At 39.4% G+C, this 14,045-nt stretch carries 13 protein-coding genes; 6 read left to right on the top strand and 7 right to left on the bottom strand.

The features are described from left to right. Positions 1 to 187: 187 nt before the first annotated feature. The 5 genes from DW917_RS00415 (at position 188) to DW917_RS00395 (ending at position 3,498) form a co-directional block, all read left to right on the top strand. A complete protein-coding gene (locus DW917_RS00415; protein WP_118115433.1) occupies positions 188 to 589 on the top strand; it encodes a DUF1810 domain-containing protein in 402 nt (133 codons plus the stop codon). 114 nt (positions 590 to 703) lie between these two features. Beyond that, positions 704 to 1,696: a penicillin-binding transpeptidase domain-containing protein gene (locus DW917_RS00410; protein ID WP_118115431.1), complete on the top strand. Its 993-nt coding sequence runs from the start codon at positions 704 to 706 to the stop codon at positions 1,694 to 1,696. 213 nt (positions 1,697 to 1,909) lie between these two features. Continuing rightward, a complete protein-coding gene (locus tag DW917_RS00405; protein WP_022109834.1) occupies positions 1,910 to 2,209 on the top strand; it encodes a nucleotidyltransferase family protein in 300 nt (99 codons plus the stop codon). Further along, complete coding sequence (locus tag DW917_RS00400; protein WP_118115429.1) at positions 2,196 to 2,585, top strand: DUF86 domain-containing protein; 390 nt, start codon at positions 2,196 to 2,198, stop codon at positions 2,583 to 2,585. Before DW917_RS00405 ends, DW917_RS00400 begins: the two co-directional genes overlap by 14 nt. 130 nt (positions 2,586 to 2,715) lie before the next feature. Beyond that, complete coding sequence (locus tag DW917_RS00395; protein WP_118115427.1) at positions 2,716 to 3,498, top strand: glycoside hydrolase family 25 protein; 783 nt, start codon at positions 2,716 to 2,718, stop codon at positions 3,496 to 3,498. A 93-nt stretch (positions 3,499 to 3,591) separates the two neighbouring features. On the opposite strand, the gene DW917_RS00390 is transcribed toward DW917_RS00395, so the two are convergent. Beyond that, positions 3,592 to 4,125, bottom strand: a complete 534-nt coding sequence (locus DW917_RS00390) for a hypothetical protein (protein WP_118115425.1) — start codon at positions 4,123 to 4,125, stop codon at positions 3,592 to 3,594. 172 nt (positions 4,126 to 4,297) lie between these two features. Next, complete coding sequence (locus tag DW917_RS00385) at positions 4,298 to 4,564, bottom strand: hypothetical protein (RefSeq protein WP_118115423.1); 267 nt, start codon at positions 4,562 to 4,564, stop codon at positions 4,298 to 4,300. A 451-nt stretch (positions 4,565 to 5,015) separates the two neighbouring features. On the opposite strand from DW917_RS00385, the gene DW917_RS00380 reads away from it, so the two are divergent. Further along, complete coding sequence (locus DW917_RS00380) at positions 5,016 to 5,666, top strand: murein L,D-transpeptidase catalytic domain-containing protein (protein ID WP_118115421.1); 651 nt, start codon at positions 5,016 to 5,018, stop codon at positions 5,664 to 5,666. Positions 5,667 to 5,684: 18 nt separating this feature from the next. Here the strand turns inward: DW917_RS00380 and DW917_RS00375 are convergent, their stop codons facing one another. The 5 genes from DW917_RS00375 to DW917_RS00355 all read right to left on the bottom strand — a co-directional run bounded on the left by DW917_RS00375 (position 5,685) and on the right by DW917_RS00355 (position 14,016). Next, complete coding sequence (locus DW917_RS00375) at positions 5,685 to 6,575, bottom strand: hypothetical protein (RefSeq protein WP_118115419.1); 891 nt, start codon at positions 6,573 to 6,575, stop codon at positions 5,685 to 5,687. After that, positions 6,572 to 6,931: a LytTR family DNA-binding domain-containing protein gene (locus DW917_RS00370; protein ID WP_118115417.1), complete on the bottom strand. Its 360-nt coding sequence runs from the start codon at positions 6,929 to 6,931 to the stop codon at positions 6,572 to 6,574. Before DW917_RS00370 ends, DW917_RS00375 begins: the two co-directional genes overlap by 4 nt. A 424-nt stretch (positions 6,932 to 7,355) precedes the next feature. Then, positions 7,356 to 8,636: a GTP-binding protein gene (locus tag DW917_RS00365; protein WP_118115415.1), complete on the bottom strand. Its 1,281-nt coding sequence runs from the start codon at positions 8,634 to 8,636 to the stop codon at positions 7,356 to 7,358. Between the two features lie 138 nt (positions 8,637 to 8,774). Then, on the bottom strand, positions 8,775 to 10,850 hold the full coding sequence (locus DW917_RS00360) for a cytochrome c biogenesis protein CcdA (RefSeq protein ID WP_118115413.1): 2,076 nt from the start codon (positions 10,848 to 10,850) through the stop codon (positions 8,775 to 8,777). Positions 10,851 to 11,055: 205 nt separating this feature from the next. Then, on the bottom strand, positions 11,056 to 14,016 hold the full coding sequence (locus DW917_RS00355) for a PD-(D/E)XK nuclease family protein (protein WP_118115411.1): 2,961 nt from the start codon (positions 14,014 to 14,016) through the stop codon (positions 11,056 to 11,058). Positions 14,017 to 14,045 lie beyond the last annotated feature (29 nt).

Raw genomic sequence — 14,045 nt, 5'->3', positions numbered from 1 at the left:
GAATGGTACAACCATCAAGGATTTGATGTTGTAGGCAATGAAGAAGCTTATTGCTACCTATTTCATTTATAAACGAAACTGTTGTAGAATTTAATAAAACGTTTGAACAAGAATGAATTATTTTAAATTGTTTGCCAATTTAGTAAAAGCTATGGTGAAGTCATAGAGAACTCGTCAGGATGTTCTTATCGGATGCCCTAAGGTTCAGCAGCCACACTATGATCTCTTACGTTTCCTGGATGCTCAGAAGTTTGCTTATGCCCAGGCTTTGAGAGAACTGAAGACAGACCGAAAGCAAAGCCATTGGATATGGTATATCTTCCCGCAACAGAAGGGACTCGGACATAGTTACAATTCAAAATACTATGGCTTGGATGGCGAGGGTGAAGCCAGAGCCTTTGTTGAACATGAAATTCTGGGTGATAGACTCCGTGAATGCTGCAAGGCGCTCTTGTTCCACAAGGATAAGGACATCAAATATATCATGGGAAGCGGAATTGACGTGCTGAAACTCAAAACTTCTATGCGTCTCTTCAATAAAGTGAGTCCTAATGATGTGTTTGAGAAAGTATTGGATGCTTTCTTTTAAAAACGTTCAGAAAAGTCTTAATAAGAGAACATAGGTTTCCCTTAATAATATGACCAGGACATCTGAAGTTGTAACAAATAAAGGAAATAGTAGTGACAATAATATAAAGGTGATATGATGAAGAAAGTATTTTTTGCAGCATTCGTGTTGCTTATCGTGATGGGATTTGCAGCTTGTTCTAATAAACAGGTTCCTGTAAGTACAGTCAATCTTCAGTTACAGAACTCTGTTGACAGTTTGCTCAAACAGGGAATGGGAGAGAATGGCGCTACGGAAGGTATGGCAATTGTGGTGGAGACATCGACTGGTAATCTCAGGGCGATAGTAGGGTTGAAGGAGAATAGTGGGAAACTTGTTTCAGATACCACCTTATTTTCCAAGGCTCGCGAAACATTTCTTTTCAGAAGTGCATCTCTTCTTGCTGCTCTTGAAACAGGAAATGTATCGCTGGACGATATGTTTGATACTTATGCCGGTATTGATGTTGTTGGGCAGGATACCATCTATGACCATAATTGGAGAAAGGGTGGATATGGGGAATTGACTCTTCTGCAAGGATTAGCATACAATTCCAGTATTGCCATTGACAAGGCTGTAGATATGGCTTATCAAGATAAAGATGTCTTCTTGCAAAAGCTGGAGCAAATGGGATTAGAGAAGGATTCTACTTTCAAAGGTTCCTGGCCCTTGTATGCTTTGGGTTTCCACCATATAAAGCCAACCAGCATGGTGAGCTTCTTCAATGCCATTGCCAATGGTGGAAAAATGGTAAGTCCAAAAATGCAGGAAAGTTCCGCCATCGTGGTTGAATCTATGATAGCCAAAAAGAAGAACATTGAATCAATGCAGAAGGCACTTAGATTCTTCATCACAAACGGCTTGGGCAAGAAGGCAGAATCAAAAATGTTCAATGTGGCTGGTACCTCTGGAAGTATCCATACGGATGATGGCATCTATGCTGACTTCTGTGGTTACTTCCCCGTAGAGAAACCGAAATACACGGTATTCATCAGCTATAAAAGACCGGAGATTCCGGTTTCCGGAGGAGGTATGGCAGGACAAACATTTAGAAAGATTGCAGAACAGATAATGAAAACTTGTAAGTAGTAACTGCAGGTTCTTTTGAGTTTGACATTATTTTAGTCATATTGTAATCCTCCTTATTTTTGGTCACTCTAATATGTTGCAAAATTGCGATTAATATTTGAATGTATCAAAGTTTTAAAATGATATTTTGTGGGATGAATTGCAAAAACATTGCAAAAAGTTTGGAAGATACCAGATAATTTCTTATATTTGCACTGTTTAAAGATAGGTGTTATGAGAACAGTTCAAGATTATATCGCAATAATTAGGCAAAATAGTTCCAAGATTACTAAAGATTTTGGAATCAAGACCTTGCGCATTTTTGGTTCCGTATCACGAAATGAGCAAACAGAGCAAAGCGATTTGGATATTTGTGTAGAAACAGAAACTCCTAATCCATTTTTATTGGCCGACTTGAAAGAATTTTTAGAGGGCTTGTTCAAGTGCTCAGTCGATGTAGTGCGTATTCACAAAAACATGAATCCTTTCTTTAAATCAAGAATTGAACGGGATGGCATCTATGCAATACGATAAATATGTAGCATTGGATATACTTAATAGAGTACATATTTCTATTGAGCATATAGAAGAGCGTTCACAACCTTATCATTGTGGCGATGATTTTCTTATGTCTTCTACTGGTGTGGCAATTCTTGATTCCATATGTATGCAATTTATTGCTATAGGAGAAAGTTTAAAGGGACTTGATAAGGTTACTAAAGGAGAACTTCTTACAACTCATCCTGAAATTGATTGGAAAAATGTGAAAGGGTTACGTGATATCATAGCTCATCATTATTTTGAGATTGATGCCGATCAGATTTGGTGGATTATAGAAAATGAGTTGCAGCCTTTGAAAAAGGCAATTCAGGAAATGATAGAATCTTTAAAACGGATACTTGATGAGTAATGTCAGGTAGCCGTTTTGTCATTTGGTACTTCCAGCCCCCCATTTCATACAATTATCCCCTTACTTTCTATGCTGTTTCGGATAAATTCACTATCTTTGTCCCCCTGAAAACAACTAAAAATAAAATATAATGAAGAAAGGATTAAAATATACTTTGGTTTCCTTAGGCAGCCTGGTCGTTTTGGCTGGTATTGGTCTGGGAATCATGTATGTGGTGTCACCATATAAGGTGAAGCGATGGGTGGGCATCGCTTCATCTTATTCTGATGTGTTCGTTGATAGATTGAAAGGACAACCTTATACTCGTGGCGGGTATGACGGCATTGATGTGTCGAAACACAATGGAGTTATCAAGTGGAAGGAAATTGCGAAGAATAAGCGAATCAAGTTCGTTTATATCAGAGCTACACATGGTAAAGGATATGTGGATCGACATTATCGCCGAAATATCAGACTGGCTCGTAAATATGGGTTGAAGGTAGGATCTTATCATCTGATGTCTGCCGGCTCTTCTGCAACAGCTCAGTTCCGGGATTTCCAAAAGATGGTGAAGAAAAGTGAGCAGGACTTGATTCCAGTATTGGATGTGGAGGAGAAAGGCATCCAGGGAAGATGGAAGGGACGACAGCTGCAGGATAGCATACAGGTGTTTGCTGATTTAGTGAAGAAACACTATGGCAAGTATCCTATCATCTATAGCAACGAGAGCTTCTATAATAAGGAGATGGGGGCGAAGTTCAATCGTTATTATCTCTTCATCGCCAATTATAACTCCAGACAACCCTCTATTGACGGCAGAAGAAAGTGCAATATCTGGCAGTATTCCGAAACCGGACATTTGCATGGTATTGGAGAAAGGGTAGATTTAAGCAGATTCATGAATGGTACAACCATCAAGGATTTGATGCTATAACAAATAATAAAAATGTACCAAGTTATTTTTTTCATTACGTAAGGAAAACGCCCTTCGTTAGAATGTTACTGCTAACGAAGGGCACTTATCTTATTATACCAAACGATTTGTTGGTCTAAAGTCTTCGGACAGCTGTCGCAATACCTTTCTAGAGAGATGACCTCCATTTCGATAATGGAAGTTTTCTTTCATTCGGGTATCAAATCTTTTTTTGTCAAAAGACATGGCTTTCTTTTTGTTGTCCCAAAAGTAAACTTTGGATTCTTTAGCCATATCTTTGACATTCCCAGTTGCAACAGCTTTTAAAAGCTTTGGATAATTGCTAACCAACGGACCTGTTTGATATCTTATATCTGCTAATCCTTCTTTTATCTGTGGACTGACAGTATCAGGAAACTGCGTCACGGTCTTTAAGGCTTTATCTACTTGAGCAAATGTATTTTTTGCTCGCTGCATAACTTCTGCATTCATCTCTGTTGGGGTAAAACCTCGTACAGCTCGTTTATTGAATGCATCTGTTTGTTTGGCTTTATCTATACCAGGGCCTATATCCCAATTTCCGTTAGTGGTTTGGTAATAGTAGTACTTGCCATTTGTGAATCCTTTATTTTCTGGATTCTCTCGCATCCATAAGTTTTTTATAAAATTATGGATGTTTGGGGCAGGCTTTGACTATGGAATCTTTCTTCCGTCTTTGGTATATAGAAAAGTCTGTCCATTTACTGAGGCAAGACCACTAAAGGGCTTGTTGGCAGCTATATTCCACCACTAACCTTTTTTCTTTTTAAGAATTATTTGATTATTTGTTTTCATTTTTCTTATTTTTATAGTCTTTTTTATTCATCTCTATTTTGTTTGCTTCTGCATCTATATAGTTTATTCTTGCTGAATCAGGTCCAATCCATTTTTGGCTGATAGAGTCGTACCTGTTGTTATCTAACCAATTCTCAGCGTTGGAGACTATTTCGTAATGTCCAATACCAAGGAAGTTTTGTAGCGAATACCATTGACGACAACTCGTTAGGATGCTGACCGCTACTATTGAAATGAAAAATATCTTCTTCATTTTAAAACTATTATTAATAAAAAATAATCTAGAAATTGTAATGCTCTTCCAGAAAGAAGAACAAATCATCTAATATGGAAATCAAGTTTGCTGTTTTGGTTCTCGCAAAAACTTGCATGTAGTTTTTTCATGCATGGCTACATAGACCATGACCAAGAACAACCTATCGGATGCTGTTGGCTTTTTACTTTTACAAAGTTATTCATTTTATTTTGAATAACCAAATTTTTTCTCTCTTTTTTATGAATAATCCTAAAGAACTTGATTCCGAAACCGGACATTTGCATGGTATTGGAGAAAGGGTAGATTTAAGCAGATTCATGAATGGTACAACCATCAAGGATTTGATGCTATAGGCATTGATGATTTCATACACATAAGCGAGTATTTGATACAATCCACGTATGGATAGCATCATTACTTGCTTATTTTTTTCTACTTTTGCATTATTATGAAGAAGTTATTGATTATATTGGGAATACTGGTTCTGCTTGTCATCGGTGTTCTTTTCGTTCCACCTATTTATAATAGGTTCACAAAACCGTTTTTTAAGAATACGGTGGATGCTAAAGAGTGGTATCAACAGGTGGATTGTGAGAACCTGACGCAAGTAAGAGATTATTGCGACAGACGAGGATACAGTACGGATTACTATATCCTGGTGGATTTCTCCAAACCATCTGGCAAAAAAAGATTCTTTATCTATGACTTGCAGCGTGGCAAAAGGGTGATGAGCAGCTATTGCATGCATGGAAGTGGTAAGGGAAATACGGCTGCCCAACCAAAGTTCAGCAATAACCCTGGAAGCGGATGCACGAGTCTTGGAAGATATGTCATGATAGGAAAAGGTGGAATGAAGTTCAAGAACTGCGTTCGCCTTCGAGGGCTCGACAGGAGCAATTATCTGGCAGAAGCCCGTGGCATCCTGATCCATTCTGCTGGCAAGGTGACAAGATTCTCCGGTGAGAAGGAGTATATTCCGCTGGGAACAGAGAGCCGTGGCTGCTTTACTGTATCAAGGAGCTGCGTGGAGAAAGTGATGCAGATATACAAGGAATCTTCTAGGAGAAGACCGGTATTGATTTATGCAAAATACAAATAAATTCTATCATCCTGCACTCTATCGTGCCTTGAATATAATCCAAGGCACGATTTCCTGATATTTCTTATAAGGATGCTGGGTATCATCGCCTATATTATGCGGTTTGCCGTCGGGGGTGCGATAGAAACTGTGGCACTTGCCACCGGTGATGTAGATAGCATCGGCGAAACCGTATTCGCGCAGGGCATCGGCGAAATCCCAGAGGGTTTCGGGATGACGGGTCTCTATATAATATAGGTGGTCGTCGGAAGTTCTTGCCAGGGCACGGCGCTCCACCTTGCCGTGAAGATGGAACTTGACTGGCAATACTCCGTCAGATACCAGGATGAACTGGCGGAAGAAACTGCCGCCCCGTTCCTCTACATAATCCTTCACCTTGTCGCTTATCGAAATTCCCAGCACGATGTTGCCATTCGCCATCGCACAATAGCCCAGGCGGGAAACATCCGATGCCAGTTCCTTGCCGTTCATCACCAGACTGCCCAGATATTCGTTGGTGCTGGTGTGGTCGGCACTTCGGCTGTACAACCATACACTCGTGTCGGTGGTATCAGGTTCTACCAGGGAAATTTCGGCTTGCAGATTTTCCAGGCGATACATGTTGAGCGCTACGCCCAGGATGGAATCGGAAGATAACGTGATGGTAGGCTTGCCGCCTTTGTGACGGGCAGCCAGTTTCTGAATGTTCTCTTCGGGCGTTACCGAGATAGGTACACCTATATTATAATAGTAATTATAGAGTCGCCATCCGCCCAAGACCATGATGCAAAGGGTGATGGAAACGAGCACACCTATGATAATGTCTCTCCATTTGTGTGGCCGCTGTATGGATGCAGGTCTTTCTACTATCACGTTGGAGTCATCATCCACGAAGATAATGCCTTTCTTTGTTGGAAATTTCTTTCTCATGCTTCGCCTCCTTCCTTTTCTAATTTGTCTTTCAGTTCCTTGAGGGCCTCTTTTGATGCCTTGATATGGATGTCATCGTATAGGTTGCTGCTTGCCAAAATGAGCTTTTGAAGTCCTGGATTTACTTTGAAGATATAGTCTTTGTTGACGATGAGGCTCTTGCCAACTCGATGGAAGGGACAATAAGTGAACTTTTCTAATTTGGCCATCAGACCATGCAGTTGGTAAGTAACGTTCTCCGCTTTGCCATTGGATAGGTATATGTCGGAGTAGTTTCCATCACCTTTGATGAAAACAATGTCCTCGGAAGCAATCCTAATGATTTCGGTGCTATTTGTCAGCGTCAGATATTCCATATGATATTTTTGCAATTTACAGACAAAGATAATACAAACGAGCGCAATGAAAGTTAGTTTTCAAATTGTCGAGTGCAGCTTAACTTCTGCAAAGTTACGAGTTTTTATCAAATTACCAAAGTTTTGTGCAGGTTTTTTCCTCCTTTGAATCTTTCATGCAAAATAACGACAGAGCATTCTCGTCAAAAAACGCGTTCCTACAATGCTCATCAAGCGGTCCCTCGGGGAACACGTGATGGGGAGCTGGTGAACAAGAGACAGGCAACGAGGGATCACGAGGCGGGCAACGAGTGCCCAAACCGAGAACCACAATTTGGGCAATATAAAAAAAAGTTGAATATATAAACAACAAGGGTGAGTCAAGAGTCAAAGACTTTTGATTCACCCTTTATCTTTATTATAAAATGATTTCCAACAGACTAATCTAATCCCACAGACACTTGTCCAATTCTGCACAAATAGCATCTTTCTGTAAATGCTGACCAATAAAGACAATCTTAATCATACGGTCGCCAACCTCAGGATCCCATTCCTTTCGAAGTTGTTCTTCTCGCTGAAGAAGCTCTTCCAACTGATCCTTAGGCATTGTAGCCAACCATTGTCCAGCCTGCTTAACAGTTTTCTGCTTACCAGCCTGTTCAAAGACATAACACATATCTTTTTCGTCAGCAAAATAGCAAATACCTTTAGCTCTTACAACATCGCGAGGCCATTTTCTGGCGACAAACTCATCAAACAAACTCAAGTCGAATGGCTTACGGCTGTAATAAACGAATGTTCCAATGCCATACTCTTCAGCTTCACCTTCCTCATGGTCGTGATCATGATGGTGGTGATGCTCGTGACCATGGTGATGTTCATGCTCGTCTTCATGATGGTGGTGATGATGCTCATGCTCGTCGTGATCTTCTTCATCATGATGTTCATGATCATCTTCATCATGATGATGTTCATCTTCTTCCTTCCCATTACGCTCAGCTTCGATTTCCTGTATCCAACCAGCAGAAGTAGCAACAGTATTCCAATCAAACTTTTTAGTATTGACGATTTTATCCAAATCTACATCACCATAATTGCATTCAAAGATTTCAGCCTTAGGTTGGATAGCACGAATAATCTGTTTCAGTTTCTCCAACTCCTTTGGTTCAACCTCAGCAGCCTTATTCAAAAGGATAATATTACAGAACTCGATTTGCTGAATAACCAATGAAGCCAAATCCTCCTCATCGATATTATCCTTCATCAAGTCATCGCCATTAGCAAATTCATCTTTCATACGGAGAGCATCCACTACCGTAACGATACTATCGAGACGGAGCACACCATTCTTGATATATTCTGGACCTAAAGAAGGAATAGAACAAATGGTCTGTGCAATAGGAGCAGGTTCGCAGATTCCACTGGCCTCGATTACGATATAGTCGAATTTCTTCATATCAGCAATCTCTTTCAGCTGCTCAACCAAGTCCATTTTCAAAGTACAGCAGATACAACCATTCTGAAGTGCAACAAGAGAATCATCTTTCTGACCTACAACACCACCTTTTTCAATCAAGGCTGCATCAATATTTACTTCGCCAATATCATTTACGATAACAGCGAATTTAATACCCTTTTTATTTCCCAATATTCTATTGAGCAATGTGGTTTTACCGCTGCCAAGATAACCTGTCAGCAATAATACTGGTAATTCCTTTGTTTTCATTCTTATATAATTTAAATTTCTTGTCATATAAACAACAAATAGTGTGCCACTAAATATAAAAAACCGGAGACCTTGGCTTTTCATGCCAAAAAGTCTCCGGTTTTAACTTAAATTTATTTTAGAAAATTTTGATTACTCTTATTTTCTGAAATTTTCAAGACCTCTGTTCAAGAAATCCAAATATGCAGGAACATCTTCCTTATAGCTGAAAGAAGCGGTAAGAGGATTACCCTCATCATCTACTGCCACATAGAAAGGCTGCGCATTGGCTCCAAACTTACTTGCCTGCAAGTAACTCCATTTATCTCCAACAGTTCTTAAAGTCCTCTTCTCTCCGTTGAAAGTAACTTCCATCGGTTCTGGAAGAGGAGTCTTATCATCCACATAAAGAGAAATCAGAACATAATCCTTGGTCAACTTATCTGCCACAGAAGGATCAGTCCAAACAGCAGCCTCCATCTTACGGCAGTTAACACAACCAAATCCGGTAAAGTCGATCAAAACAGGTTTTCCAGACGCCTTAGCAGCAGCCATACCTAATTCATAATCCTTATATGCAGGCTCTACAGTCTTTGTATTGAGATTGAAATCCTGTGTGTTGACAGGTGGAGCAAAAGCACTTACTGCCTTACATGGAGCACCCCAGAGACCAGGAATCATATAGATGGCAAATGCAAGAGAGCAAAGACCGAGCATGATGCAAGGAACAGGCATTGGCTTATTGATATCGCCACCGATAGCATCTACCTGGAACTTTAGTTTACCGATAAGATACAATCCTAATGCTGCAAAAATAACAATCCACAAGCACAAGAACACCTCACGGTCAAGAATATGCCAACCATAAGCGAGATCGGCTACAGAGAGGAACTTCAAAGAGAATGCCAACTCTACGAAACCAAGCACAACCTTGATAGTCTCCATCCAAGAACCTGACTTTGGAGCAGACTTCAACCATGATGGGAACAATGCAAACAAGGTAAATGGCAAAGCAAGAGCAATGGCAAAACCGAACATACCGATGGTTGGAGCCAACCAATCACCTGATGTTACAGTCTGAACCAAAAGCAAACCGATAATAGGAGCAGTACAAGAGAATGATACCAATACAAGTGTAAATGCCATCAGGAAGATAGAAATCAGACCTGTAGTATTGGAAGCCTTGTTGTCAACAGCATTTCCCCAACGGTCTGGCAACTTAATTTCAAACCAACCGAAGAAAGAGAAAGCAAAGACTGCCAGCATCAGGAACAATATAATATTGAACACAGCACTTGTTGACAACTCATTGAGTTTACTTGGACCAAAGATGGCTGTAATAATCAAGCCAAGAGCGAGATAAATGACAACAATAGACAAACCATAAGTAACCGCATCACGAATACCTTTCTTCTTGTCATTCTTTGCTCTTTTCAGGAAGAAACTTACCGTCATAGGAATAATAGGCCAGATACAAGGCATAACAAGTGCCAGCAATCCACCTACTAACCCCATGATGAAAATATAGAAAAGTGAATGATTTGCGATATCATTATTGCCTCCAAAAGCCTGAAGTTCTTTCACTACCGGTTTCCAGAGTTCCTTAGCATCCATAGTCTGAAGGGTAGAGGAAAGAGCAGCAGAATCCAAAGCCTGAGTGCTATCTACAGCATTTGCATTCAACTTAGCCAGAGAATCAGCCTTTGCCTTAGCCAGCGCAGCTGGATCTAATTGAGCCTCTTTCTGTGCCTTTTCCTCCTTGGCAGCTTTGCTATCTACAGCAGGAGACTTACCACTTCCCTTGAAGGTTGCTTCACTTGGAGGCATACAGTTCTGATCGTTGCATGCGCCATATTCTACATATACGTCAATATGGTAATCAGGCTTTGTGAATTTAATTTTCTGAACGAAAGTAACGCTTCCCTCAAAGTAGCGCAATTTCATACCAAAAAGATTATCAAACTTGGAAATTTCATTGCCTCGTGGCTGCAACTTTCCTACAGCTTCAGCACCATCCATCTTATTGACATTGAAGGATGCTGAAATAGGTCCATCACCACCTAAGCCTGTTGAATAAACGTGCCAACCTGGTTGAATCTTACCAGTAAACACAATCTCTGCCTCAGGCGTACCATTTGTTTTCAATGAACTGGTAAATTTTACCGGATTCATCATCTGAGCTTGCGCAAACAGTACTACCATGAGTAACTGAAGAATTACTAATGCTTTTTTCATATTTTTCTGTCTGTTTATTATTTACACTGCAAAGATAGACAAAATAGTTAATATTCTTGCATAAAATATAACATAATATGCAATATCTAACATTATTTTTAAAATTGAGTTTAAATTAATACGTATCCATAGGAAGAAAAGGGTACTCTGACAAGCAAGTTTTAAGAGAAATTAAGCATTTACTTGTCAGAGATTATCAATTACATTATTTACAAAGAGTCTTATAAGGACATAATTCACAGCGGTCTTTTTTCTCTGTAGGAGCAAATTGCGAATTCGGATCAAATATATCTGAAATCAGATGATTTAAACCTGCGAAGAATTTATCCTTATAAGGCGAAACGTCTGAAATGTATTCTTTTCCAAACTTCAATGTTGGCTCATAACCGCTTGCTCCAGATTGCTGAATAAACAAGAGGCCAGGGCTTACTGACTCATTGGCAGGATTGAGTTTCTTGCTCTGCTTGACAATATATGAATACAACATAGCCTGCAGATAATAATCTGTATGTTTGTCAAGTTCATTTGGATCAAACAGACTCTCCACAACTTTAGGTAAAGAAGAAGGAATACGTCCCGTTTTATAATCTATCACCCTGATACGTTCACCAAGAATACTATGATCAGAACTTTCAGAAGCCGAAACTTCATCAAGTCTGTCTATGAATCCGCCCAATCTCAAATTCTTTGTACCAGAAGGAGTAGAGAATTCAAAAGTTTTTTCTACCTTTATCTCCAAACCTTTGATAGTAAAAGGAGCCAGTTTTATATCAATATACAGCAATTGTTTCAAATAATTGGTAATTACTTCACGATTGATCAGCTGCAAACCATTATATTGAGGAGATTTTTTCTGATCCTTGATTTTGAACAGTTCTTCCTTAAAAGCCTGATCGACCAGTCTGTAAAGCAAGCTCTCATCTTTTATCGCATTCTGAATATCTCCCTTGTTAATAACGATAGGTCTGATCAGGGATTTTTCCCCATCAGTTCCAATCTTAATATCAGAACTACTTGCGAATTTCAAATAAAACAACTGAGCTGCTCTATGGAAAATATTTCCAAACATTCTATTGTCCATTTCATCCTCCAGTTCTTCCGGCTCTCGAATACTTAAAATATATTTATAATAGAAGCTCTTAGCGCATCTCAGGTAAGTATTGAGGAAAGTAGGAGTTATCAGACGAGGCTTATCTAAGATTTCCATCATCTGAGGTGTTTTAACTATAACTTCCGCTTTATGAGTTTCAACATTTTGACCAGAGACTATCGTTTTGCGACTTATCACGTGTTTACTTTCCACCAAGAGTTGGAGCATGAAACGGCTCATTTCACCGGTATGTCCTTCATCTGTAGAACTGTTGTAGCAAAGAGTTACATCCTGTGCTCTTTGAATAAGTCGGTAAAAATAATAGGCAAAAATAGCCACTTTATTATCAATAGTAGTCAGACCATGAGCCTTACGGATGGAGTAGGGAATAAACGAAGAATCATTGACACCTTTCGGCAAATTACCTTCGTTACATGACAACACGAGAATATGGTCGAAGTCCAAATTTCTGGTTTCCAATACACCCATAATTTGAACTCCGATGACCGGTTCTCCATGAAAAGGCACATTTGTGTTTTGGAAAAGTTGCTGAATAAGACGTTGCAGGGTCATTATGTCGATATCCAAATCGCCAGATTCAATCAAACATTTCAATCTATTAATTAAGGTATAAGTTCTGAAGAGAGATTCTTGAAACAAGGAATCTTCCCCATCATTTGCATGAGAACCTATAAGTCTGAGAATGTTAACCAGATAACCGACCAAAGCCAGGCATCTATTTTCAGAGGCTTCCAAATCGGCGAACATCATATTCATACCTTCATCTTCCTCTGCACACAGTACATCCCTGTCAAGAAAGTAAAGTTTCTGTTCTTCTATTTTATGGAGAAGATCCTGATAATTTGAGCTGATATACTTAGCATAAGGATGGCGTAATGCCTTGACCACATAATGCAGACGAAAAGCGGTAGAACCCTTGACACTTCCTACCGTCTGAAGATTGATTAATTGCATGATCAGACTGAAAAAAGGAGTCTGCTTAAGCGGATAGCCTAAGGTAATATTCACATGACTGTCAATTTCTGTAGGCAAGGAATGAATCACGGTAGAAAGCAAGTTTTCATCAGCTAACACGATAGCAGTTTTGCGGCCAGTCTGATAGCGTGGAACCAGATTTCCTTGTTCATCCTCCACCTTTTCCATCAACCAATCATTTACGTATCTTGCCTGAATATTCTCAGTTGCAGCATTGATATACGTAATCTTCTTTTTGGAGTTCAGATTATTATAGATACCGTTTTGAAGCGAAGGTTCAGACAACTTGTTGCCGAAAAGTTTCAGATATTGATTGATATAGACACCCGCTTCATTTTTATTCTGACCAACATAATATTTGTCATAATCCCAGTAAAAATGACAAGAAGCATCCTGCTTGATACGCCTGTAAAGAGAAATTTCTACTTGCTGCATCATGTTGAATCCCACAAACAAGTAGGTATCATAATGCAGGTTCAAAGTGTCAGCCTCAATCACATGGCGGTATAAAGCGCCTTCATAGGCAAGTCCCTGACTTGCCAATCGTTGATTGAAATCCGTATAAATATCATACAAATGATTCCACAAAGCCATGAAACGGCGTTTTAATTCTGTGTTCTGAGTATCCTTGAAATTACCAAAGAATTTCTTCAGAATTCTTCTCTTATCTTCATCAAGATAACTGTCATCATCCAATTCATGAAGATCAGCAATATTGATAAAAATCTTCCTTGCATCACCAAGATTTTTATCCAGGTCATCAAAATCAGCCAACAGAAGTTGCCCCCAACCATAAAAATGATCGAGCGTTTCATCAACCCCTGTGCATTTCACAAACGACTTGTGCAAATCACAGATTAGTTTGATCGGGTCTGCCAGTTGTAAAGAAGTATTCTGGAGAAACATATCACTAATTGTCATGTAATTAGGGCTCCAGAATGGTTTCTGTACGATTTTCATCAGCTCTTCATTTAAGAAAAGGCTGGCACGTTTATTTGGGAAAACGACCATGATGCGACTTAAGTCAGTACCATAATCTCTAATGATATCTTCAGCAACGTATTTTAGAAATGATTTCATTGTAAATTTCAAACAAAATTATTAAACAA

The organism is Prevotella sp. AM42-24, from assembly GCF_003461825.1.
In the GTDB taxonomy this organism is placed as follows: Bacteria; Bacteroidota; Bacteroidia; order Bacteroidales; family Bacteroidaceae; genus Prevotella; species Prevotella hominis.
This window is presented reverse-complemented; position numbering and strand designations above follow the sequence as displayed.

Coding starts and splice junctions, on each gene's coding strand:
- DW917_RS00410 (WP_118115431.1), top strand. CDS start 704: ATGATGAAGAAAGTATTTTTTGCAGCATTCGTGTTGCTTATCGTGATG.
- DW917_RS00405 (WP_022109834.1), top strand. CDS start 1,910: ATGAGAACAGTTCAAGATTATATCGCAATAATTAGGCAAAATAGTTCC.
- DW917_RS00400 (WP_118115429.1), top strand. CDS start 2,196: ATGCAATACGATAAATATGTAGCATTGGATATACTTAATAGAGTACAT.
- DW917_RS00395 (WP_118115427.1), top strand. CDS start 2,716: ATGAAGAAAGGATTAAAATATACTTTGGTTTCCTTAGGCAGCCTGGTC.
- DW917_RS00390 (WP_118115425.1), bottom strand. CDS start 4,125: ATGCGAGAGAATCCAGAAAATAAAGGATTCACAAATGGCAAGTACTAC.
- DW917_RS00385 (WP_118115423.1), bottom strand. CDS start 4,564: ATGAAGAAGATATTTTTCATTTCAATAGTAGCGGTCAGCATCCTAACG.
- DW917_RS00380 (WP_118115421.1), top strand. CDS start 5,016: ATGAAGAAGTTATTGATTATATTGGGAATACTGGTTCTGCTTGTCATC.
- DW917_RS00375 (WP_118115419.1), bottom strand. CDS start 6,575: ATGAGAAAGAAATTTCCAACAAAGAAAGGCATTATCTTCGTGGATGAT.
- DW917_RS00370 (WP_118115417.1), bottom strand. CDS start 6,931: ATGGAATATCTGACGCTGACAAATAGCACCGAAATCATTAGGATTGCT.
- DW917_RS00365 (WP_118115415.1), bottom strand. CDS start 8,636: ATGAAAACAAAGGAATTACCAGTATTATTGCTGACAGGTTATCTTGGC.
- DW917_RS00360 (WP_118115413.1), bottom strand. CDS start 10,850: ATGAAAAAAGCATTAGTAATTCTTCAGTTACTCATGGTAGTACTGTTT.
- DW917_RS00355 (WP_118115411.1), bottom strand. CDS start 14,016: ATGAAATCATTTCTAAAATACGTTGCTGAAGATATCATTAGAGATTAT.